The following is a 20,918-nucleotide window of genomic DNA, read 5'->3' on the forward strand; positions in this document are numbered from 1 at the left end:
GAGGCTTGAGTGGGAAGTCGGGCCGGCCGACTTCCCACTCCACCAGGGGGGCGGGCTACTGACTGCGGCCGCTGACGTAGAGGGGCTTCATGTCGACGGCCGTCGCGGTGGCGGTGTGCCCCAGGCCCTCGCGGGCGGCGTTGGTGAGCACGCCGGGGTCGGCCTCGGCGTGCTCGGCGAACAGGCCGCCGAGGCCCCGGGCGCGGGCGTACTCGGCCTTGGCGCGGACGGAGCGCGGGGTGTCGAGGGAGAGGAAGACGCCGGTGCTCGGGTTGTGGAGGTAGTCGGCGTCGGCGGAGATGTCCGTGTACAGCTCGAAGCCGTTGCGGCCCTCGCCCTGCTCCAGGTCGAGGTAGTTGCGCAGCACGTCGGCGTAGGTGCTCGTGCCGGGTGCGAAGGAGCCGACCGTCTGGCCCGACGCGGTGTCGTACGTGCCGCGCAGGGGCGAGCTGCGGGTGAGCCGGGCCCGCTTGGCGTTGCGGGTGGTGGTGGCGTAGCCGAGGTGGATGCGGTGCGGGGCCACGCCGGCGTGCTCGATCAGGTGGGTGACGGCGTTGTCGACGCAGTCCGTCTGGCTGCTGCTCGGGTCGCGGCGCAGCGAGGTGTGGTGCCCGAGCCCGGCGGACCAGGGGCTGCCGAAGAAGTCGAAGGACATCAGGTCCAGCCGGTCGGCGCCGGCCTCGACCAGGAGCGGGACGTTCATCGCGTCCAGTTGGGCGGCGGAGGCCGGCACCGCGACGGCGATCGTCGCGCTCCGGTCGGCGGCGGACAGCGCGGCCCTGGTCTCGCGGATGAGCTCGGCGAAGTTCCCGGCGTCCTCCGGGCCGTACCCGGCCTCCGGGGCGCCGGCCGAGCCGGGCCAGCGCCAGTCCAGGTGGAGGGTGGAGAACATCGGGAAGGCGCGGAAGATCCGTACCACGGACTGGGCGAACCTCCGCCGGGAGGCGGGCTCCTGCGCGATGGCGTGGAAGGCCTCGCTCAGGTCCCAGCCGCCGATGTGCAGTCCGACCGCGAGGTCCGGGTTGCGCTCCTTGAGACGACGGGCGGCGCCCAGCAGGCCCTGGGCCTGCTGCTGGGTGAACAGGTCCTGGTAGTCGTTGGAGACCCAGCCGTCGAACCCGTAGCCGAGGTAGGCGGCCGCCGCGCTCCAGGCGTCGATGAAGGTCACGGCGCCGCGCTCGGAGGCGGCGATGCCGAAGTCCTGGGCGGCCTGGGCGGTGGCGGGCCCCAGGCTGCCCCGGCCGCCGACGAGGCCGACCAGGCCGACCACGATCTCGTCGAAGGCGCCGTTCGCGGCCTCCAGCCGGGTGACGTCCGCGCCCGGCCCGCCGGTGGGGCCTCCGCTGTCGTCGGTCAGGCGGCTGTCGTAGGCCCAGGTGGTGTCCAGGAAGCCGGACACGGTCTGCTCGCCGCTGCGCCGGTAGGTGTTGAAGGCGGGCTTGGCGACCCGGCAGGGGGTGAAGGAGAGCTTCGAGTCCTCCCGCGCCGGGTCGAAGCCGTTCATCTCGTACGTGCGCTCGGCCGCGTCCACCGCCTGGCCGTTGAGGCCGGGGTCGGACGGGTACACCAGCTCGCTCATGGCATGCGCTCCCTGTGGTGGGGATGACGGAATGCGCCCGGATCGACGCCGGGCGTGATCACGCTTGGGAGCGTAATGGCGGGAGCTGTGCGTGTGGGGCGGTTCGGACGAACTGGTTGACGGTCGATCAGATGAGCGGTAATGCCGACGCCGCTCACCGCAGGGCATGCGGTGAGCGGCGCAGGGTGGTGCGGGGCGGTGGGTGGTCAGGCGGTGAAGCGGGGGTCGCGGGCTTCGATGGCCTGGACGAAGGCGGTCCATTCGGCCTGGTCGAAGGCGAGGTGGGGGTGGCCGGGGTTCTTGTCGTCGCCGAGCCAGACGTCACCGTTGTCGAAGCGCGCGATGATCACGCAGTCGCCGTTGCCTTCTGCGGAGAAGGGGGACTTGGTCCAGTCGGCGTCGGCGGGGTTGTGATCGTAGGGGTCGTGCCTGTTGCTCACGTCAACTCTTCCAACTTGCGTTCAAGGGCGGCGATGGTGTCTTCCGGAGACAGCGAGCACCGCTTGACTCGGGCAAACGCCCTTTCGGCTCGGCGCACTTCGCGTCCCGCTCTACGCGGGAGCATACCGCCGACGGCTTCAACGAAGACGAAGCCGTTGTCGGGATCGTCCGGGAATCGCATGACCGTGACGCCTGACGCCAGGATTCCGGGTCGTCCTGCGCTCAACGGCACCATGCGCAGTGAGACGTTCGGGTATTTGGCTACCTTGATGGCGTGCTTGATCTGGCCGATCAGCACTTCTGGGTCTCCAGCAACGAGCAGTGCGACTTCGCCGAAGTAGGCGTCGTAGTCGAGAGTCGGCTCATCGGTCAGGCGCCGTTGGCGGAGCACGCGGACCTCGGCTCCGGCCTCGATCAGCTCCTCGTTCGGAGCGTCAACTCCAGCGGCGATCATCTCCTTGGCGTAGTCCATTGTCTGGACCAAGCCAGGGAACGCTGAGGGAAAGTAGTTCAGCATGCGTGAAGCGTCGGCTTCGAGGGCGATGTACTCGGCGAACGCCGGCGTGATCGTCTCGGAGTAGTCAAGGTCGCGCCACCACTGCTTCGGAGGTCCGGAACCGAGGAACGCTTCGAGATCCTCCCGCTCCTGACCAGTAACCCCGGCGTGGTCAAGCAGCGTGGCCAGGTCGGCCGCACTGATTGGCTGTAGGGCTCGTTCGATTCTGCTGAGCCGACCGGGACTCCACCCCTTGAGGCCGGCCGTCATGTCGGTGAGCGTTCTGTTGTTCTCCAGCCGCCAGGCGCGCAGTTCGTCGCCAAGGCGGATCTGCCTGATGGCCGATAGGTCCTTGCTCAAGTGGCGCCCCTCCCTGCGATGTGTGGGGTCCAGTCTCGCCAGTTCGTAGGCCTGGGCTCAAGCCCAAACCATGATCAATTAATTTATTTGGCATTGAGGTTGCGTTTTCGAATTTCGAGGCCCCACACTCACTGTGACCGCACGAACACGCCACTGAAGGTGTGGGGTGACTCATGTCCACCTTGCGTAACCCGGTCCTCCGAACCTGGGAGACCACCCTCACCGAGCACGAGACCTCGGTCCGTACCGCCCGCCGCCTGGTCCGTGACCAGCTCACCTCCTGGGGCTGGGCCGGTGGCCCGGTCGACGACCTCGTCCTCATCGCCTCCGAGTTCGTGACCAACGCCGTCGTCCACGCCTGTCACGGCGACGGCGAAGTCCGGCTCTACCTCCAGGAGTTCGACGGCGACTGCCGCCTCGAAGTCTGGGACCCCCGCAGCGACCTCCCGCTCCTGGAGCGGCGTCCGGGCCGTTTCAACGAGTGCGGCCGTGGGATCGAACTCGCCCGCCGGCTCGCCGTCGACTTCGGGGTGATCGCGCGGTGCGGCACGGGCAAGCGCGTCTGGGCGCGCGTCCTCCGTACCGCGAACAGCAACGTTCCCTCGCCCGAAAGTTGAGCGTCATCAAGCTCGCCACCACGGCTGCGATCACCGCCGCCAGCCTCGCCCTCGCCTGCTTCGCCTCGGACCTCGTTCCGCCGCGCGAGCCGGCCACCGCCGACGTCGTCTGGTGGACCACCCTGGCCGCCGCCCTGATGACCGGCATCAACCGCCACAGCGACAACTCCGACGACGACAACGACTGAACCGAGGCCGCTCACCCCATGACGACCATGCACCCCGCCGCCATCGCCTTCCGCGACCCGGCGGCCCTCCGCGCCCGCTGCGACATCGGCAACGTCCGCAGAGTCCACGGCGAGCCCGACTACGAGAACGGAGCCGTCGTCCCCGCCGGCGACTGGTCCCCGCTCCCCGAGGACCACCCCGAGCGCTACACGCCGGGCTCCTTCACCAAGGACAGCGGCCTGGTCGAGTTCTTCCGCCTCCCCGGGACCGTCACCGACGTCCACACCGTCGCCGCGCTCGTCGGCCTCCTCGGCGATCCGCTGCACGTCGCCCTGGACGAGGCCGACGACCCGCCCGGCGAACTGGTCACCCACCGGTTGCCCGAGAACGGCCTGTGCCTCGGCCTGCATGTCGACAACCACCAGAACCTGCCGTACCCGGACCGCGACACCGCCCGCCGCCGCCTCTGCGTCAACCTCGGCCCCGGCAGCCGCTACCTCCTGCTCGCGGACACCGACATCAAGTCCATCTGCCGTACCGTCCACGACCGTTACGAGACCCACTGCCCCCACACCGACGACCTGCGGATGTTCGTCGCCCTGCGCAAGCCGCTCAAGCTGCTGCGGGTCCGCATCGACCCGGGGGAGGGCTGGCTCGCCCCGACCGCCGTGCTGCCGTACGACGAGTCCACGGAAGGTGTGGAAGGTCAGGGCCGGTGGTCCACCACCGCGTCCTGGCTCGGCCACTGGGGGCGCGACCTCTTCGACCCGCTGATCTGATCGCGCGCCGATCACTCTCCGCACACACCCCGATCGGTGGGGCGGGCGCGGGCCGCACCGTTGCGCACTTTGGAGCGCGGCAAATCCGAGGGGCGCGCAAGAGGTACCACGCGCCTTTGTTCGCGCCCCTTTACGGTCGAGAACCCTCGCGTGCCCGGCCTCGACGATCCGGGGCTGCCAGCGACTATCTGACCGCGCGTTCGGGCAGGCTCGGGCGGACACCGATCGAAGGAGGCCGTGATGGCCGCAGTGCACGAATCCGTACTCGACGCGATCGGCGGGACACCGCTGTTCCGCCTCGCCCGGCTCGGCGCCGGGCTGCCCGCGCCGATCTACGCCAAGGCCGAGTTCCTCAACATCGGAGGCAGCGTCAAGGACCGCGCCGCGCTGTCCATGGTGCTGGCCGCCGAGCGGGACGGCCTGCTGCGGCCGGGCGGGACGATCGTCGAGGCGACCTCCGGCAACACCGGCATCGGGCTGGCCATCGTCGGGCGGCAGCGCGGCTACCGGGTGATCGCCGGGGTGTCCGACAAGTCGGCGCCCGAGAAGTCCGACATCCTGCGGGCGTACGGCGCCGAGGTGGTGCTCGCCCCGACGGCCGTGCCCGCCGAGGACCCGGCGCACCTGTTCAACGTCGTGCAGCGGCTGGTGGAGGAGATCCCCGGCGCCTGGCTCGCCAACCAGTACGACAACCTGGCCAATCCTGACGCCCATGTGCGCACCACCGGTCCCGAGATCTGGGAGCAGACCGGCGGCCGGGTGACCCACTTCGTCGCGGGCGTCGGCACCGGCGGGACCGTCACCGGCACCGGCGGGTACCTCCAGCAGGTGTCCGGCGGCTCCGTGACCGTGGTCGGCGCGGACCCGGAGTCCTCGATGTACGGGGGCGGGGACGGCAGCCCGTGGTTCGTCGAGAGCATCGGGCACTTCCTCCACCCCGGCACCGTCGAGGACCGCTGGCCGCAGGCCTACCGGTCGGAGGTGGTGGACGCCTTCGAGCGCATCCCGGACCGCGAGTCGCTGCTGACGGCCCGTCGGCTCGCCCGCGAGGAGGGCATCCTGGCCGGTCCTTCCTCGGGCACGGCGGTGGCGGCGGCGCTGCGGGTCGCGCGGCGGCTCGGGCCGGACGACCTGGTGGTGGTGCTGCTGCCGGACTCCGGGCGCTCGTACCTGTCCAAGGTGCACAGCGACGACTGGATGCGGCAGTGGGGCTTCCTGGAGGCGGAATCGGGGTCGGAGGCGGCGAACAGCCTTCGGTCGCTGCTCGCCGGGGCCGGCCCGCTGGTCGCGGTCGACGCCGGCGCGACGGTCGGCGAGGCACTGGAGGCGCTGCGTGCCGTGCCCGGCGGGGTGGCGCCGGTGGTGCTGGCGCGGGCGGCGAGGCCGTACGGGGTGAGCGCGACGGAGGTGGTCGGCTCGGTGTCGCGGGCGGTGCTGGCGGCGGCGCTCGCGGACGGCAGTGCCAAGCCGGGCGATCCGTTGGGTGGTCCGTCGGGTGATTCGCCGGGTGATTCGCCGGGTGGTCCGTTGGGCGCACTGCTCGGGCCGGCGCTGCCGGCGGTGGGCGTCGGGCAGTCGCCGGCCGAGGCGCGGGCGGCGCTGGGGGGCGCGCACGAGGCCGTGTTGGTGCTGGTCGACGGGCGGGCGGTGGCGGTGCTGTCGCGGGCGCGGCTTGGGGGCGGGGCCTGAGGGCGGGGCCGTTCGGCGGGCTCAGCGGGGCGTCGGCGGGGCCAGGATGGCCGTGATCACCCGGTCCAGCGAGCGGTCGAAGGCGGCGTCCGGATCGGAGGGCGGTCCGGACGCCGCGAACGCCTGGGCCAGGTGCGGGTATTCGCCGCTCATGGCGGCCCGGGTGAGGTAACCGACCAGCTCCGCCTGCCACTTGGCGCCTGAGGCCGCCGTCTGCTCGTACTGGGCGTACTGGCAGACGAAGCCGTTGAACAGGGCCATGGCCTCCATCCGGGCGCCGCCGTCCAGGCCGGTGGAGGCGGTGACGGCGAGGAAGTGGTCGGTGTAGCGCAGGGCGTTGGGGCCGATGCCCGGGCGGGCGAGCACCAGGGCCGGCAGCCAGGGGTGGCGGCGGAAGATGGCGAGTTGCTGGCGGGCGAGCGCCGCCAGGTCGGCGCGGACGTCGCCGCTCGGCGCGGCCGGCAGCTCGTACTCGGCGGTGACGGCGTCGAGCATGAGGTCGAGCAGGTGCTCCTTCTTCGGCACGTAGTTGTAGAGCGACATGGTGCCCGCCCCGAGGGCGGCCGCGACCCGGCGCATGGAGGCGGCGTCCAGGCCCTCCGCGTCGGCGATCTCGACGGCCGCGGCGGCGATGGACGTCCGGCTGTGGGCCGGTTTCGGTCCGCGGCCGGTGCGTTCGGGGCGCAGCCAGATCAGTTCGGGCGCCTCGGGGGCGGCCGGGCGCTCGCTGGTGCTGGGGGGTTCGTTGGACGGCACTGGGTGATCACCTCGCCCCCCATCTTAGATACGTACGACGTACGTAGTAGCATCTGACCCACGCTTCTACGTATGCTGTACCTAGAGAAGGGGCAGAGCCATGTCCGACACCGCCCGACCCGCCATCGAGATGGCAGGCGTGGAGAAGCGATTCGGGACCACCGAGGCCCTCCGCGGCCTCGACCTCGCCGTTCCCGCCGGCACCGTCTGCGGGTTGCTCGGCCCCAACGGCGCCGGCAAGACCACCGCCGTCCGCGTCCTCGCCACCCTCGTCGCCCCCGACCGGGGCACCGTCAGCGTCGCCGGCCACGACGTCGTCAGCGCCGCCGAGGACGTCCGCCGGGCCATCGGCCTCGCCGGGCAGTACGCCGCCGTCGACGAGGGCATCACCGGGCGCGACAACCTCCACCTGTTCGGCCGGCTGCACCGCCTCGGCGCCCGCCGCGCCCGTGCCCGCGCCGACGAACTGCTCGAACGCTTCGACCTCACCGAGGCCGGCGACCGGCTCGTCCGCACCTACTCCGGCGGCATGCGCCGACGCCTCGACCTCATCGCCAGCCTGGTCACCAGCCCCCCGGTGCTCTTCCTCGACGAGCCGACCACCGGGCTCGACCCGCGCAGCCGTCAGGAAATCTGGGACACCGTCAAGGAGTTGGCCGACGGGGGCACCACCGTGCTGCTCACCACCCAGTACCTGGAGGAGGCCGACCGGCTCGCCGACGACATCGTCGTCGTCGATCACGGCGCCGCCATCGCCACCGGCCCACCGGCCCGGCTCAAGGCCGCGATCGGCAGTCAGCTGTCCGTCACCCTCGCCGACCCGGCCCAACTCGCCGCCGCCGCCGTGGTGCTGTCCACCCTCTCGGGCGGCGACGCGCACGTGGACGCGGCCGAACGGACCGTGACGGTGCTGACCCAGCCCGGCGTGTCCGTCCTGCTGCCCTCGCTGGTACGGGAGTTGGACACCGTCGGGATCACCGCCGAGGACGCCGCCGTACGGGCCCCCTCGCTGGACGACGTGTTCCTCGCGCTCACCCGCGAATCCGCCGAAACCCTGAGGAGGGCCGCCTGATGGCCGCCGTGTACGCCCCCGCGCCGATGCCGTCCCGCCCCGCCCGGCTGGCCGTCGACACCTGGACGTCGATGCTCCGCATCCTCCTCAACTACCGCCACTCGCCCGGCCTGTTGGCCGCCTCGCTGGGCGTCCCCGTGATCATGGTGGTGGTCTTCGGGTACGTCTTCGGCAGCGCCATGCGGATCCCGGGCGGCGGCGACTACCGCGAGTTCCTGATGCCCGGCCTGTTCGCCATGGTCGCCACCAACGGCGTCATGGTGACCATGGTCGGCGCCGCCCGCGACGTCGGCCGCGGCATCACCGACCGGCTGCGCTCCATGCCCGTCTCCCGCACCGGACTGCTGCTCGGGCAGACCCTCGCCGACCTGCTGGTCAGCGTCGTCGTCCTGACCCTCCTCGCGCTCGTCGGCCTCGCCGCCGGCTGGCGCGTGCGCGAGGGCGCCGGGGACGCGGCGGGCGCGTTCGCCCTGCTGCTGCTCTTCCGCTTCGTGATGACCTGGGTCGGCACCTGCCTCGGCCTGGCCATCGGCAAGGAGGACGCCGCCGGGCAACTCTCCGTCGCGGTCTTCCCGATCGCGATGGTCACCAACGCCTACGTCCCCACCGGCGGCATGCCCGGGTGGCTGCGGGTCGTCGCCGACTGGAACCCGGTCAGCGCCGTCGTCCAGGCCTGCCGCGAACTCTTCGGCAACCCCTCGGCGGCCGGCGACGCCTGGCCCATGCAGCACGCCGTCCTCGTCGCGCTGCTCTGGAGCGGACTGCTGCTCGCGCTCTGCGTGCCGCTCGCCGTACGGAAGTTCGCCACGCACGGACGCTGAGCGGGCGGTCGGCTGTTCGTTCGTCCGTCCGTCCGTCCGTCTGTCAGTCCGTCAGTCCGTCAGTCTGTCGGTCCGTCCGTTCGTTCGCCTGTTTCGTCTGACGGAATGTGCTGGACACCGACGCCGGTACGGCCGAAGGTGGGCGCCATGGAGTACACCCACCTCGGCCGCACCGGCCTGACCGTCTCCCGACTCTGCCTGGGCACCATGAACTTCGGCCCCCACACCGAGGAGTCCGAGGCCCACCGCATCATGGACACCGCCCACGAGCGGGGCATCAACTTCTTCGACACCGCCAACGCCTACGGCCGCGACAGCGAGGGCAACCTCAGGGGCCGGACCGAGGAGATCATCGGCCGCTGGTTCGCCCAGGGCGGCGGCCGCCGCGAACGCACCGTCCTCGCCACCAAGGTGTACGGGGCGATGGGCGACTGGCCCAACGAGGGCAAGCTCTCCGCCCTCGCCATCCGCCGCGCCGTCGAGGCCAGCCTGCGGCGCCTGAACACCGACCACATCGACCTCTACCAGATGCACCACATCGACCGGGACACGCCCTGGGAGGAGATCTGGCAGGCGATGGAGGTCCTGGTCGCCCAGGGCAAGATCATCTACGTCGGCTCCAGCAACTTCGCCGGCTGGCACCTCGCCCAGGCCCAGGAGGCCGCCCGCTCCCGGCACTTCCTCGGCCTGGTGAGCGAACAGTCGCTCTACAACCTCCTCGACCGCACCATCGAACTGGAGGTCATCCCCGCCCTCCAGCACTACGGCCTCGGCCTGCTGCCCTGGTCCCCGCTGCGCGGCGGCCTCCTCGGCGGCATCCTCCGCAAGGAACGCGAAGGCACCCGCGTCCGCGGCGCCCTGCCCCAGGCCGACGCACTCCTCGCCACCCACCGCGACCGCCTCCAGGCCTACGAGGACCTCGCCGCCGACCTCGGCACCGAGCCCGCCGACCTCGCCCTCGCCTGGCTCCTCACCCGCCCCGCCGTCACCGCCCCCATCATCGGCCCCCGCACCCCCGCCCACCTCGACGCCGCCGTCGCCGCCCTCGACCTGAAGCTCGACCAGAAGACCCTCGACCGTCTCGACGAACTCTTCCCCGGCCACCAGCCGGCCCCGGAGGACTACGCCTGGTAGCCGCGCACGGGCGCTGTCCTGCCCCGGCGGTACGACCGGGGCAGGACAGCGGGGCAGGACATCGGCGAGGTCAACCGGCGCCGTTCGAGGAGGCGTCGGGCCAGTCGGTCAGGCCCAGCTGCGGCCATCTCGTCGCCGGTACCCTCCGGTTAGTCGATGGCCCGGGGCACGGCAGTGTGTGGACCGAACCCGAGTCGAGGACGCAGTACGACGACCAGCTCGCTGCCCGCGCCTCACCTGGGTCGACCAGCGTCACGGCCCAGAGCAGCACGTTGTCGTCCCCGGGCAGGCGGTCGACGGCGGATCCTGCGAGGAGGATGGCGTTGGGCCCTCCGCCGGCGAACCCGGGATCGGTCAGTAGGAGGTCACCGGTGGACGGGTCGGTGAAGTCCAGATGGTGGCCGGTCCAGTGACCCCTGAGCGCCTCCGTGAGCCGGCGGCTTGGGACGGGCTGGGAGACCGGGTCGGCGAAGCGCCCGTACGCCGGCGGTCCGGCGTGGCTCCCCGGGTGATTGACGACGGTCGGCAGTGGGACGGACCAGTCGACGCGCGGCACGCCGAACTCGGGTCGGGTGTAGTACTCCGCCAGGAAGCTCTGGCCCGGCCAGTTCTCCAGAGGCCGCAGCCGCCTCGGCACGCCGTCGCCCTGCGTCAACGCCCCGCTGAGTGCGCTCCGTGGCACCAGGTGTGACTCGACCCGCAGCACGGGAGGGATCCGGGGGATCCGGTGCGCGGGCGAGGCACGCCGCCAGGAGTCGGTGGGGCGGATGATGTGTGGCGGTAGATGCAGGCGTGGCAGGTCCTCCTTCGGCTGGTCCTCGTCGCTGCGCAGGTGGTGGAGACCGTTGAGCAGCAGCCATGGTGCGCCGTTGGGATCGGATCGGATGAGCACCTCTGCCAGAGATGCCGGAGGTCCGACCGTCGAGGCCACCGCCTCGGCGGCCGAGAACGGCGGTGTCCACCAGTTCCCTGATCGTGCAGAGGTGTTGAGCTGGGTCCTCCACCCTGCGCCAAGGGTCGGATCGACGGCGCGCCGACAGTATCGGGCCTCCTCCTGTTCTTCCGGATCCGGCGGGGACGCCGTCTGCAGGACACGGGTGGCCTGTTCGGCGAACCACTCCTGTTGAGCACGCTGGAGGGCCTTGGCCACGGCGGGGCTGGAGGTGTCGAACTCCCCGGCGTCGGTTCTGTGGAGAAGTCGGCTGGGCAGTCCGAGGGTGAGGAACCACGCCCGAGAGGCCAGCCAGGACTGACGGGGCCTCGGGCTTTCTTCCTCGAACGGACACCAGGAGAGCGTCGAGGCCGCCCGCGCGATGATTCGGCTTCCGAAGGGGAGGACCGCTACACGCGGGCGGCGCAGAGGGACGGCGGGGAAGGTGCTGTCTGCGATGGCGTCCGGGCGGAGCACCCCCCGGACGGAGAGGACCGCGTCGTGGATGCGCAGGTGCGGCCGAGCGATCGCACGCGTGATCGCAGCTGTGATCGGATCCGTGATCCGGTGGTCCGAGCCCGTGGGCGAGCTGCGGGCGAGGGCCCCGTATGCGGCGAGCCAAGTCGCCTCCGCCACGAGTTCGTCCCGGTGGTGGCCCGATCGGGTGAGCTGTCGGCCGATCAGTTCCGGCCGGTTCACCCAGAGGTCCGCCGCCGTGCGAATGCAGGCGTCGCGGAAGCTGTGGTGGCCGACGCCGGAGAGCCAGAGCAGCAGCGAGGTGACCTCTTCGACCACTGCGTCGCCCCGAGGGCCGATGGATTCGGCCCAGTGGACGAGCCTGCGGAGAAGGGCGATTCCGTTCGGATCGGCGAGGAGGTCGACGATGGGCCCCGCGAATCGGCGCTCAAACCGGCTACGGCGCCAGGCGGTCAGCTGATCCTGCAGGAACTCCACGCCCAGCGGGTGCTTGTGGCAGGTCGCGTTCACCAGGATGGAGTACAGCGCACTCGGGGCGGGCCCGGGGTCGCGGAGCTGCCGGATCAGGAAGGCCCGGGATGAGCGGCCGGCCCGCTTCGGGTCCCGGCCCTCCAGTGACTCCAGAACCGCGCCCGCGACGAGGGACCGATGTCGACGGGGCACCAGGTCCGACAGCTCGGCGCCCTCGACGACATGCGGTGCCGCACCCGCCAGCGCCTCCAGCATCCTCTGATGGTCGGCACGTTGGCCGGACTCCGGATCGCCGTCGCGCGCCCGGTGCACCGCGTGAACGATCCGGGCGACGGCCCTGGAGGGACGTCGGCCACGAAGCAGGTTCACGGCTCGGACGTGTTCGGCGAACCGCTGGATCGCGAAGCGGACGCGCCGGGTGTTCGGATCCAGGGCCAGTACGCCCGCGTTCTCCAGCCAGCGCAGGAGCACGGCCGGATCGCTCAATCCGGGTGTGTCTGACAGGGCTTGGCAGGCGGCGCGGTATTCGAGGGTGCCCTCCTCGCCGACCCGTTCGGACAGGACCTCGCAGGCGAGGGTGACCAGGGGCGGCGGGGCCGGCGACGGACCGGCGCGGAGCGCGTGCGCCTCGTCCAGGTGTGCGGCGTAGTCGCCGTCGAGGATGAGCAGCCAGGACTGGAAGAGGTCGCCGACGGTCGGTGTGACGATCGGCCCGGGGGCCGGCTGAGGGGAGCGGTGCAGACACCAGGCCAGCACGGCGAGCATCAGCGGTCGGCGCAGTTCGGAGACGTCTGGCGGGAGCAGCAGTTCCGGGAGCCCGTACATGTCCTGGTACACCCGCCAGGCCTGGCCTGGGCGGGAGATCCCGGGATTCCAGAGGAAGCCATGGACCAGGGTGCCGGCCGCCTCCGAGGTGCCCACGGGGCCGGCCGGTCGGGTGTCCATCCGGACGGTGCCGACCAGAGTCACCAGTGGGTAGCACCGCACCAGTTCGGCCAGGGAGGCGAACGCCGTCCGGACGTCCCCGTGCAGGCAGCGGGCCTCGTTCAACGCGTCGATTGCGAGCACGGCGCGACGGCCGGTCAGCAGGGCCTGTTGTTGGAGGGCCGCGAGCAGGTCGCGCAGGCCGTGGGCCCGGGTGCCGGGTGAGACCCGAAGGGGGAGTTGGGCCTCGAAAGCCTCGTCCGGACCGAACTCGTGTCCACAGACGAAGGCCGTGGGCGCGCCGTCCGTGATGCGTTCCTGGACCCAGCCGCCCAGCCCGTAGGACTTGCCGGTTCCCCAACCGCCTCCGACGAGGAGGGCGCCGGTCTGTCGGGCCGCGAGGGCGGGGTCGTCGCATACGGTCCGGAGCCGGTGCCCGCAGGTCTGGAGGTCGTCGAGCGCGGCGAGCAGACGGCCCGCGGAATCGCGTTGCACGTACGGGAGCGAGTCGAACGGCTTGGCGGCGCACACGGCGGCCAGCAGCTCGTCGTACATGGCGGTGATGCTCCCGGTCACCCGGCCGCAGAGTCGGAGCACCTGGTCGATCTGTCTGCGAACGGACTGCGGGTCGGTTCGGCTCTCCGTGTTGAGCAGGTTCGCGGTCGCGTCCAGCTGTTCGGCGCAGAGGGCGCGGTCGCTGTCGGAACGGGTCCATCTCCGGCCGGCCTGCGCTGCCGGACCGGCGGACGGTGCGGGCAGGTCGTCGAGCGCCGGGCGCCAGCCGTCCCATACCCGAAGGACGGATGCGGTCTCGGCAAGCCGGTTCGCGAGTGCCGAAGGGTCGTCGAGCTCGGCGAGGGCGTCGGACAGGAAGGTGGCGAGCGGCGGAGGCTGGATGTCGACCCGCCCCCGATGGCGGCGAACGGTGCGGGCGGCGGCCACGGCGTGCCGGTGAAGGTCGGACAGCCGCAGGTAGGCGGGGTCGAAGTACGCCGGAATGGCCTCCTCGGCGAGCGATACGAGGGCGCGCTCGATATCGCTTCTGGTGTAGGCGAGGAACCGCATGGGCGCACCGGGGCGCGCACGGTCGACCTGCGCCGCCCACCGCTCGGCCGCCGCCCGCCACTGCTTCGTGCCAGGTGCGGCGCCTCCCCCGGCGGTGAGGTCCTGCGGGAGGAAGACCAGGAGGTCGGTGAGGTCAGGGTGGTGGGTGAGGGCCGATTTGACGGACTCGTCCACGGCACCGAGTGCGGAGCTCAGTTTTCCGTGGTACTTCGCCTGGATCCCGACCATCCGACCGTCCGCGAGCCGCGCGCAGGCCTCCAGTCCGCCGTCCGGGGGCCGGAGAGCCAGCAGCGTCCCGGCGATGGCGGGGGCGAAGTCGCGTTCGAGGATCGCGGGGAAGAGATGGACGCAGAGCTTCTCGAACACCTGGGCCGGTGCGGCCCCGAGGTCGCTACGGAGCCGGGTGAGATCTACTCCGAGAGGCAATTCGCAGTCCTTTCCGCGGAGCTTGGCCTGTGGAGGGGGACGGCGCGGGGAACCGACGGCCCCCGCGCCTCAGGTCACGCCAGAGAACGGGCGATGCGGTCCCAGGTCTCGACCTGGGCCATCGCATCGGTGACGAGGTCGAGCGCGGCGGCGATGTCTCGGCCCGGCCCGTGGAGAGTGGGAGCGGTGGTGGTGAGCCAGTCCAGGGTGATGCGGAGGAGCCGGAGGGTTTCGAGAGCCTCGCGGGCGAACCGGGACATGTCGGTGAGCTGGCGTGCGACGTCACGGTTCTGGATGTTGTCGCGGGTCTGCGGGTGGTGGTCGAGTCTGCTGAGCGCGGTGTGTACGGCGGCATCGATGTCGGGAATCAGCGCGGCGAACTCCGCAGCGCAGGACCTGAGTTCCACGGCGGGGCGGGCGATCGCGGTGCTGAGGCGTTCGGCTGCCGTGCCGTCCGGTGCGGTGGCCAGGTCCGGCACGAGCTCCTCGGCGAGCGCGGCGATGTCGTTCACCAGCCCGGTGACCGCCTTGAGGCCCTCGGTCAGTGGGGGCATGGTCGTCTGGAACGTGGCGAAGAGGTCGGTCGGGGTGGTGACGGCGGTCGGCGTCGGCTCCTGCCGGGAACGGAGGCCGAGCAGGATCCGCACGGGGAGGAACGGCGTGAAGCCGTCCCGGAGGGCTCGGGCCAGTGCGCCCTGGAGATCCCGGCGGGCGTGTGCGAGACCGGTCTCGGATCGCTCGAACACGACCCTGCCAGTGCGTGGAAGGCCGGGCGGTTGCCGATTGCGTTCACCGATCTGGAGGGTGGGCCGCCCGGTGGTGTGGCGCAGACCGAGCTCGTACATGACGGACGGCCTGCCGTCGGTCACGTCGGCGATGACGATGTCGGCCCCGAGTACCTGCCGGTAGCGCAGCTCGTCCGGCTGGGCAGGGTCCGAGCGGAGTGGCCGGAGACCGAGGGCGGTACAGGCGGGGCGGACGATCCGCTGGTAGACCTCCAGGCCGGCGTCGTACGCGTTGCGGTCCCCGGCGGGACCGATCACGACACAGGTCAGGTGGCCCTGGGAAGGCTCCGGGACACTGGGCTTGGGTACCGTGGCCGCAGCGATCATGCGAGGTCCTTCCAGCTGAGCCCCGGGAGCGGTGGCGCAATTGTCAGGTGGGACAAGTCATCCTCATAGATGGGGAGTTCATCGATGCCGAGGGCGCTGAGCAGTCCGACGGTGGGCACCCGGTAGCGGTGCCCGGCGCGGACCACCGGGCAGGGGAAGACTCCGCGGTGAACGAGGTTGTAAGCGGTGCCCAGACAGATGCCGAACGCGCGCGCGGCGGTCCGCAGGTCGACGGCCAGCGGGAGCCCGAACAGCTCGGGGAAGGTGAGTGCCCCCTGGGCGTGGGTGGTCATCGGTCGGCCCCCGCCGGGCGGAGGGGGAGCGTCCCGAGCCGCGGGCCCCGGCGGCGCCGATGGGCGTGCTGGACGACCTCGCGCAGGCCGAGGTGGTCGGCGAGTTCGCCGAGCCGCGCGCCCTCGATCGCCGAGCGGGAGGAGAGGCGCAGCGGTGCGGTCAGGCCGTCCGGGCGGTCCGGCGGGGTGATCGCGAGATCCCACAGGTCCTCGGCCGACTCCGAGGTGCGGGCGTCGGCCACCGCGACGATGTCCTCGACCGGCCGTCCGCCCGAGGCCGAGCGGCGGGCGAAGTCCCATCCCCGGCGGCCCGCAGCCTTGAGCAGCTGCGGGCCGACGTCGGGGTCGTCCGGGGAGACCTCGGCCAGCCGTTCGATCAGGGCGAGCATGACCTCGGATTCGACATCGCGCCGGTCCGCGCCCAGCCGGGCCGAGGCCTGGCGGGCGACCCGCTGAAGCCGAGGCAGGGCGAGCCAGACCACGGCCTCGACCCACCCGGCTACCTCCGTCGAGCCGATGGCCATGGCCAGCGAGTCGTGCTGAGCGAGTGCGACGGCACGACGCCAGATCTCGCGGCGCAGCGACTCGTCAACCGGCTGCTCGTACAGGGCTGCGCGCGCCTGCGGCAGCTCGAGGAGGCGGGTTGCTCCGCCGACCTCGACCTGGAGAGCGTTCGGCCGCAAATGGGCGGCGCTGGTCACCCGCTGGTGGATGACGTCGAGCACACTGTTGTACGTGATCAGAGCCATGGGCCGGTTCCTCCAGTCGAACGGTGCGGGTCGATGTAGGGCTTGAGCGCCGAGTGAAAGCGGTTGATCGCTCGGGAAAGCCTTCCGACTTCCCTGGGCGGCTGGTGTGGGGCGCTGTCGGGGGCGATGAGGAGGTTGCCTGAGGGGGTGGGGATGTACAGCCACGCCCGACGGGCGAACTCCTTGTCGGGGACGGTCGCCAGGATGCGGCGGAACCGGTCGGGGTGCAGGCCGGTGTGCCGGGACACGACCGCGTCCTCGTACACCCGGTCGGAGACGATCGCCACCAGGTGCGTCGTCTCCTCACTGGCCTTGGCCAGGACGGCCTTGACCTCCTGGGAGTCGAGCAGTCGGTGCAGTTCGTTCCTCGCAGGCCCGTTCCCCTCGCCGGGTACGCCTTCGGGCGCCACGTGGCCGGAGTGGACGCTGACCCGCATCCGCAGTCGGACGTGGCCCGAATCGGCGTTGTGCTTGGCGAGCTTCTCGTCGAGGCGGTCGAGGAAGGGGTGGACGACGAATCCCAGCAGTGTGGGATCGAAGCCGAACGTGACCCCGTCGCCGGAGTTGACGGGGAACCGCTTTGTGGTCCGGAGGTCGTCGAGGCCGGCAGCGGTGAGGGCGGCGTCCAGGATCTCCTCAAGGTAGGCACTGACCGGTGCGTGGACGGCGCCGGGCAAACTGGTGAAGCCCTTCAGGTCGACGCAGAGCAGGCCGGAGAGCGGCGGCAGGGGCCGACTGACGATGCCGGGGAGTGACGGGGGTTCGGGCATGGCGGTCTCCAGGAACGCAAGGTTCGGCGGTCGCCGGGCTGACGACGAAGAGTCTGCGGTCGGCCGGCGAGGATTAGGGGGCCCGCGACCCCTTAGCGGTGTGTCCTGCGCCACACCTGGTTCGTGGCCGGCGAAGGGGCGCGGCAGGGTAGCAGCCGGTGCCGGGCGGATCGCGCCTCACGCGCCAACTCGTCCTACCCGGGCCTTGGTTGGCGATCGCTCCCCTAATCTCCCGCCATGAACTTGTGCAACAACTCCTCGTCGGGGCTGCTCATGGGCCCGAACCGGACCTTTCAGGCGCTCGTGGGCCCGGCCGCGTGGAACGGCGTCCTCAAGGGCACCGAGCGGAGGAAGCTTCCGGCGGGCCGGAAGCTGGTGGGGCAGGGCGACGTGGGCGCCTTCGTGATCGTCGTGATCAGAGGTGTGGTGAGGGTCGACCAGATCGGGGGTCGTGCCGGTGCGGGTAAGCGGCTGCTCGCCTTCCGGCGTGGCGGCGACCTCATCGGGGACCTCGCCGTGCTCGGTTTCGGCGTGCGGACGGCCACGGTGACGGCGTACACCGACTGTGAGGTGGCGATTGTGCCCGGGGAGACGTTTCGGAGCCCCGGTTTCCAGCGCGACTACGGCTTGGCGATCTCGTCGTACATCGCCGGCCGACACTGGGAGGCCCAGATGCTGGCGCAGCCCGGCGACAACCGGGCTCGGGTCGCATGGGTCCTTGTGCCGCTGCTCGACCACGAGGAGGGGATTACGCGGAGTGTGGCGAATGACGTCCAACTTCCGGTTGTCCAAAGGGATCTCGCAAGTTGCCTGGGCATCGGCGCCAAGCAGGTGCGGCAGGTCGTGTCGGTGACGCCGTTCGGCGGGACGCTGGCCGGTCGGCGGGGGCGGCTCGTGGTCGAGGACCCCGAGGGTCTGCGCGCGGCCGCCGCGCGGCTCGGCGGACTGTCGTGAGCGGTTGACGGTCGTTGTCACGTCGCGGCGATCAGGGCGGCGCCGGTCTCGAACACGTGGTGCCAGGCCTGGTCCAGGAGGTAGGCGCCGTTCATGCCGTGGTCGGCGAGCCGCACGAAGTCTCCCCGCCGGGTGAAGTCGGCCGCCCGGCGGAGGGGTTCGCGGCGGTCGGCGAGGTAGTGGGTGGCGGCGGACAGCGCGAGGGCGGCGAGGAGGCGGCGGGGTTTGGGGCGGAGGCCGAGGGCGCGGGTGCCGAGGAGGAGGGCGGCGGCCTGGGTGGCGGTGTAGGCGGCGACGTGTGCGGTGCAGGCGCGGCGGCCGGCCGGGGTGGGCCGGCCCTTGGTGCCGGCCTGGTGGTCGGTCTGGATCCAGTGGTCGGCGAGGGTGGCGGAGGCGCGGAGGAGGGCGTAGGCGGCGGCGAAGGCGGCGGCGCGGGAGGCAGGTTGGGGGGTGGGGGCCGGCGTGGGCACGGGCATGGGCGTAGGTGCGGGCGTGGGCATGGGGCTCCGATCGGTGGGGTGAAGGTTTCCTGGTGGGGCGGCCTGCTGTGGTAGCAAGGCAGGCATGACGGAACGGCCTGGCGGGCGTAGCTCGTACCACCACGGATCGCTGCCGGAGGCGCTGGTCGCCGCGGCGTTCGAGCTGCTGGACGAGTACGGGCAGGAGAAGGTGAGCATGCGGGAGGTGGCGCGGCGGGCCGGGGTGTCGGCGGGGGCGCCGTTTCGCCACTTCGCGGACCGGCAGGCGTTGTTGACGGCGCTGGCGGACCGGGTGCTGGCGGACTTCGCGCGGTGCCAGGAGGCCGAGGTGGCGGCGGTGGCGGCAGTGGATCCGGCCGGGGGGTCGGCCGGGGGGTCGGTGATGCGGGCGGTCGGGCTCGGGTTCGTCCGGTACGCGCTGCACCATCCGCACCGGTTCGATCTGGTGCGTTCGCGGGTGTTCGTGGCCTCGCGGGAGCCGGAGCTGCGGGATCAACTGGACGGCATGGACAGGGCGTTCACCGGTCTGATCGTGGCGGACCAGGAGGCGGGCCGGTTGCGCCCGGGGGATCCGGGGCTGATGGGGCTGGCCGGGCAGGCGCTGGTGTTCGGGCTGGCGCAGATGATCGTGGACGGCTACCTGCCGGAGGAGGAGGCGGAGGATCTGGCCGGGAAGGTGCTCGACACCTTCGGCCAGGGAATCGCCAACCTTCCTTCGCAGTAACCGATTTGTGCGTGCAGTGAGCCTTGACCGGGTTTCCCGGCCCTGATGTAATCACCGATTACATGGGGTGCGGGAGGCTGAGATGTCCATGGGAACGACGTTCGTCCGATCGATGTTCGCCAAGCCGACGCCGGGCTACACCACCGCGGGCGCCACCGGCGACACCGTGGTGCTGCTGATCGGCATGCGGATCAACCGCTTCTGGGCCGTCCACCACTGGGGCCCGGTGATGTTCGCGATGTTCCGGATGCTGTACGAACTGGGGCGCAGCCCCGAACGCGGCCTGCGCGGGCGGATCCTGCTCACCGCCTCGCCGCGCACGTACTACGTCGTCCAGTACTGGGAGTCGAAGGAGAAGCTGTACGGCTACGCGAGCGCGCCGGACGGCTTCCACCACAGCGTCTGGGGCATCGTCAACCGCAAACTGCGGGAGGGGAAGGCCCGTCGGCACGTCGGGCTGTGGCACGAGACGTACGTGGTGCCGGAGGGCGGGTACGAGTCGATCTACTTCGACATGCCGCCGTTCGGTCTCGCGGGCGCCACCGGCTCCCTGCCGCTCGAGGCGCGCGGGCGCCGCGCGTCGCAGCGGCTGGCCTACCGGTCGGGGGAGGGCCCGCAGGGCGGCTCGAAGGAGGGTCGCCAGGAGGGCGCGAAGGAAGGCCCGCAGGGCGGCTCGAAGGAGGGCTTGAAGGAGGTCTCGGGGGAGCGCGTGCCCGAGTAGGGGTGCTCACCGGGCGCTCAGGGAGTGTCGCGGGTCGGCCCGGGCGCCGCGGCGTGAGAGCGTCGGGGGATGGCGGAGGAGCAGGGCGGGATGCCGGCGGGCACGCCGAGAGGTGTACGGGCGGGCGCGCCGACCGGCGCATCGACCGGAGCACCGGCGGGCGCACAGACGGGCGGCGCACCCACGGGCGGGCCGGTGGTGCACGAGGTGCCGTACCACGCGCAGTGGGAATCGGCCGAACTGGTGCGGGTGATCATCGACGGGCAGGTCGACGCGGCCGAGGACCCTCGGTGGGGGCAGTCCGGTGCGGCCACCCCGGAGGAGTACGCGTGGTGGTCGTGGCGGCTGTGCGGGGTGGCCTGCCTGCGGATGGCGCTCGACCACTGGTGGGGCCTGGCGCCGCCGGCGCTCACGCTGGCCGGGGAGTGCGTGGCGGCGGGGGCCTACGTCCGGGACGGCGAGAGCCTGCGCGGACTGATCCACACGCCGTTCGCCGACTACGTCCGGCGGCGGTGGGGACTGGCCGCACAGGCAAGGGAGTTGGCGCCCGCGGAGCTGGCGGCCGAGGTGGCCGGCGGGCGGCTGGTGATGGTGTCGGTGCATCCCGCGATCCGGGAGCCGGCCGGTCCGGCACCGGTGCGGCGGGGCGGACACCTGGTGCTGGTGGTGGGCGCCACGGACACGGCGGTGGTGATCCACAACCCGTCCGGATTCCCGGGGGAGTCGCAGTCCTTCGCGCACGTGCCGTGGCGGTCGTTCGAGCGCTTCTACGCCGGGCGGGGGATCGTCCTCGGCCCGCCGGGCACGGGTGGCGCGGGTGGCGCCCGATCGGTTCCCGACCAGCAACCGGTCGGGAGCTGACCGGCGGCTGGTCGGGACCTCATCAGCCCCTGATCAGGAGCTGATCGGG

The 20,918-nt window shown here is 71.7% G+C and carries 21 protein-coding genes; 11 read left to right on the forward strand and 10 right to left on the reverse strand.

Features of this window, described 5'->3' with window-relative positions; genetic code table 11:
* Positions 1-55 precede the first annotated feature (55 nt).
* From ACIO9K_RS15075 to ACIO9K_RS15085, 3 genes are all read right to left on the reverse strand, one after another.
* Positions 56-1,579, reverse strand: coding sequence for a glycosyl hydrolase family 18 protein (locus ACIO9K_RS15075; protein WP_400329937.1), 1,524 nt, complete (start codon positions 1,577-1,579; stop codon positions 56-58).
* Positions 1,580-1,785: 206 nt separating this feature from the next.
* On the reverse strand, positions 1,786-2,019 hold the full coding sequence (locus tag ACIO9K_RS15080) for a DUF397 domain-containing protein (RefSeq protein ID WP_400329940.1): 234 nt from the start codon (positions 2,017-2,019) through the stop codon (positions 1,786-1,788).
* Positions 2,016-2,876, reverse strand: a complete 861-nt coding sequence (locus ACIO9K_RS15085) for a helix-turn-helix domain-containing protein (protein ID WP_400329943.1) — start codon at positions 2,874-2,876, stop codon at positions 2,016-2,018. Before ACIO9K_RS15085 ends, ACIO9K_RS15080 begins: the two co-directional genes overlap by 4 nt.
* A 173-nt stretch (positions 2,877-3,049) precedes the next feature.
* Between ACIO9K_RS15085 and ACIO9K_RS15090 the strand changes: the two genes are divergently transcribed.
* The 4 genes from ACIO9K_RS15090 to ACIO9K_RS15105 all read left to right on the forward strand — a co-directional run bounded on the left by ACIO9K_RS15090 (position 3,050) and on the right by ACIO9K_RS15105 (position 6,129).
* Positions 3,050-3,493 (forward strand): ATP-binding protein, encoded by a 444-nt coding sequence (locus tag ACIO9K_RS15090; RefSeq protein WP_400329946.1) that lies wholly within the window; start codon positions 3,050-3,052, stop codon positions 3,491-3,493.
* On the forward strand, positions 3,490-3,681 hold the full coding sequence (locus tag ACIO9K_RS15095) for a hypothetical protein (protein ID WP_350887235.1): 192 nt from the start codon (positions 3,490-3,492) through the stop codon (positions 3,679-3,681). Before ACIO9K_RS15090 ends, ACIO9K_RS15095 begins: the two co-directional genes overlap by 4 nt.
* An 18-nt stretch (positions 3,682-3,699) precedes the next feature.
* Entirely contained in the window at positions 3,700-4,440 is a 741-nt protein-coding gene (locus ACIO9K_RS15100; protein ID WP_400329950.1) for a hypothetical protein, read from the forward strand.
* Between the two features lie 240 nt (positions 4,441-4,680).
* Positions 4,681-6,129, forward strand: a complete 1,449-nt coding sequence (locus tag ACIO9K_RS15105; protein WP_400329953.1) for a pyridoxal-phosphate dependent enzyme — start codon at positions 4,681-4,683, stop codon at positions 6,127-6,129.
* A gap of 21 nt (positions 6,130-6,150) precedes the next feature.
* Here ACIO9K_RS15105 and ACIO9K_RS15110 read toward each other — a convergent pair whose 3' ends face one another.
* A complete protein-coding gene (locus ACIO9K_RS15110; protein WP_363583190.1) occupies positions 6,151-6,885 on the reverse strand; it encodes a TetR/AcrR family transcriptional regulator C-terminal domain-containing protein in 735 nt (244 codons plus the stop codon).
* Between the two features lie 100 nt (positions 6,886-6,985).
* Between ACIO9K_RS15110 and ACIO9K_RS15115 the strand changes: the two genes are divergently transcribed.
* The 3 genes from ACIO9K_RS15115 to ACIO9K_RS15125 all read left to right on the forward strand — a co-directional run bounded on the left by ACIO9K_RS15115 (position 6,986) and on the right by ACIO9K_RS15125 (position 9,912).
* Positions 6,986-7,957, forward strand: coding sequence for an ATP-binding cassette domain-containing protein (locus tag ACIO9K_RS15115; protein ID WP_400329956.1), 972 nt, complete (start codon positions 6,986-6,988; stop codon positions 7,955-7,957).
* Positions 7,957-8,778: an ABC transporter permease gene (locus ACIO9K_RS15120; RefSeq protein ID WP_350887249.1), complete on the forward strand. Its 822-nt coding sequence runs from the start codon at positions 7,957-7,959 to the stop codon at positions 8,776-8,778. Before ACIO9K_RS15115 ends, ACIO9K_RS15120 begins: the two co-directional genes overlap by 1 nt.
* Positions 8,779-8,925: 147 nt before the next feature.
* Positions 8,926-9,912: an aldo/keto reductase gene (locus tag ACIO9K_RS15125; protein ID WP_400329959.1), complete on the forward strand. Its 987-nt coding sequence runs from the start codon at positions 8,926-8,928 to the stop codon at positions 9,910-9,912.
* A gap of 70 nt (positions 9,913-9,982) precedes the next feature.
* Here the strand turns inward: ACIO9K_RS15125 and ACIO9K_RS15130 are convergent, their stop codons facing one another.
* The 5 genes from ACIO9K_RS15130 to ACIO9K_RS15150 all read right to left on the reverse strand — a co-directional run bounded on the left by ACIO9K_RS15130 (position 9,983) and on the right by ACIO9K_RS15150 (position 17,130).
* Positions 9,983-14,206: a hypothetical protein gene (locus tag ACIO9K_RS15130; protein ID WP_400329962.1), complete on the reverse strand. Its 4,224-nt coding sequence runs from the start codon at positions 14,204-14,206 to the stop codon at positions 9,983-9,985.
* 74 nt (positions 14,207-14,280) lie between these two features.
* Positions 14,281-15,318, reverse strand: a complete 1,038-nt coding sequence (locus ACIO9K_RS15135) for a hypothetical protein (protein WP_400329965.1) — start codon at positions 15,316-15,318, stop codon at positions 14,281-14,283.
* Complete coding sequence (locus ACIO9K_RS15140; protein ID WP_363583201.1) at positions 15,315-15,611, reverse strand: DNA-binding protein; 297 nt, start codon at positions 15,609-15,611, stop codon at positions 15,315-15,317. Before ACIO9K_RS15140 ends, ACIO9K_RS15135 begins: the two co-directional genes overlap by 4 nt.
* Positions 15,608-16,360 carry a hypothetical protein gene (locus ACIO9K_RS15145; RefSeq protein ID WP_363618355.1) on the reverse strand — a complete coding sequence of 251 codons (753 nt, stop codon included), beginning with the start codon at positions 16,358-16,360 and terminating at the stop codon, positions 15,608-15,610. Before ACIO9K_RS15145 ends, ACIO9K_RS15140 begins: the two co-directional genes overlap by 4 nt.
* Complete coding sequence (locus ACIO9K_RS15150) at positions 16,351-17,130, reverse strand: hypothetical protein (protein WP_400329970.1); 780 nt, start codon at positions 17,128-17,130, stop codon at positions 16,351-16,353. Before ACIO9K_RS15150 ends, ACIO9K_RS15145 begins: the two co-directional genes overlap by 10 nt.
* Before the next feature lie 237 nt (positions 17,131-17,367).
* Between ACIO9K_RS15150 and ACIO9K_RS15155 the strand changes: the two genes are divergently transcribed.
* Positions 17,368-18,084: a cyclic nucleotide-binding domain-containing protein gene (locus tag ACIO9K_RS15155; RefSeq protein ID WP_363583207.1), complete on the forward strand. Its 717-nt coding sequence runs from the start codon at positions 17,368-17,370 to the stop codon at positions 18,082-18,084.
* A gap of 17 nt (positions 18,085-18,101) precedes the next feature.
* Here ACIO9K_RS15155 and ACIO9K_RS15160 read toward each other — a convergent pair whose 3' ends face one another.
* Complete coding sequence (locus ACIO9K_RS15160; RefSeq protein WP_363618357.1) at positions 18,102-18,560, reverse strand: hypothetical protein; 459 nt, start codon at positions 18,558-18,560, stop codon at positions 18,102-18,104.
* Positions 18,561-18,648: 88 nt separating this feature from the next.
* On the opposite strand from ACIO9K_RS15160, the gene ACIO9K_RS15165 reads away from it, so the two are divergent.
* The 3 genes from ACIO9K_RS15165 (at position 18,649) to ACIO9K_RS15175 (ending at position 20,869) form a co-directional block, all read left to right on the forward strand.
* Positions 18,649-19,287: a TetR/AcrR family transcriptional regulator gene (locus ACIO9K_RS15165; protein WP_400329974.1), complete on the forward strand. Its 639-nt coding sequence runs from the start codon at positions 18,649-18,651 to the stop codon at positions 19,285-19,287.
* Positions 19,288-19,399: 112 nt separating this feature from the next.
* Positions 19,400-20,008, forward strand: coding sequence for a DUF4188 domain-containing protein (locus tag ACIO9K_RS15170; protein WP_363618503.1), 609 nt, complete (start codon positions 19,400-19,402; stop codon positions 20,006-20,008).
* A gap of 69 nt (positions 20,009-20,077) precedes the next feature.
* A complete protein-coding gene (locus ACIO9K_RS15175; protein ID WP_400329977.1) occupies positions 20,078-20,869 on the forward strand; it encodes a C39 family peptidase in 792 nt (263 codons plus the stop codon).
* Positions 20,870-20,918: the final 49 nt, after the last annotated feature.

The sequence above is a fragment of the Kitasatospora sp. NPDC087271 genome, assembly GCF_044744605.1.
Taxonomy (GTDB): domain Bacteria; phylum Actinomycetota; class Actinomycetes; order Streptomycetales; family Streptomycetaceae; genus Kitasatospora.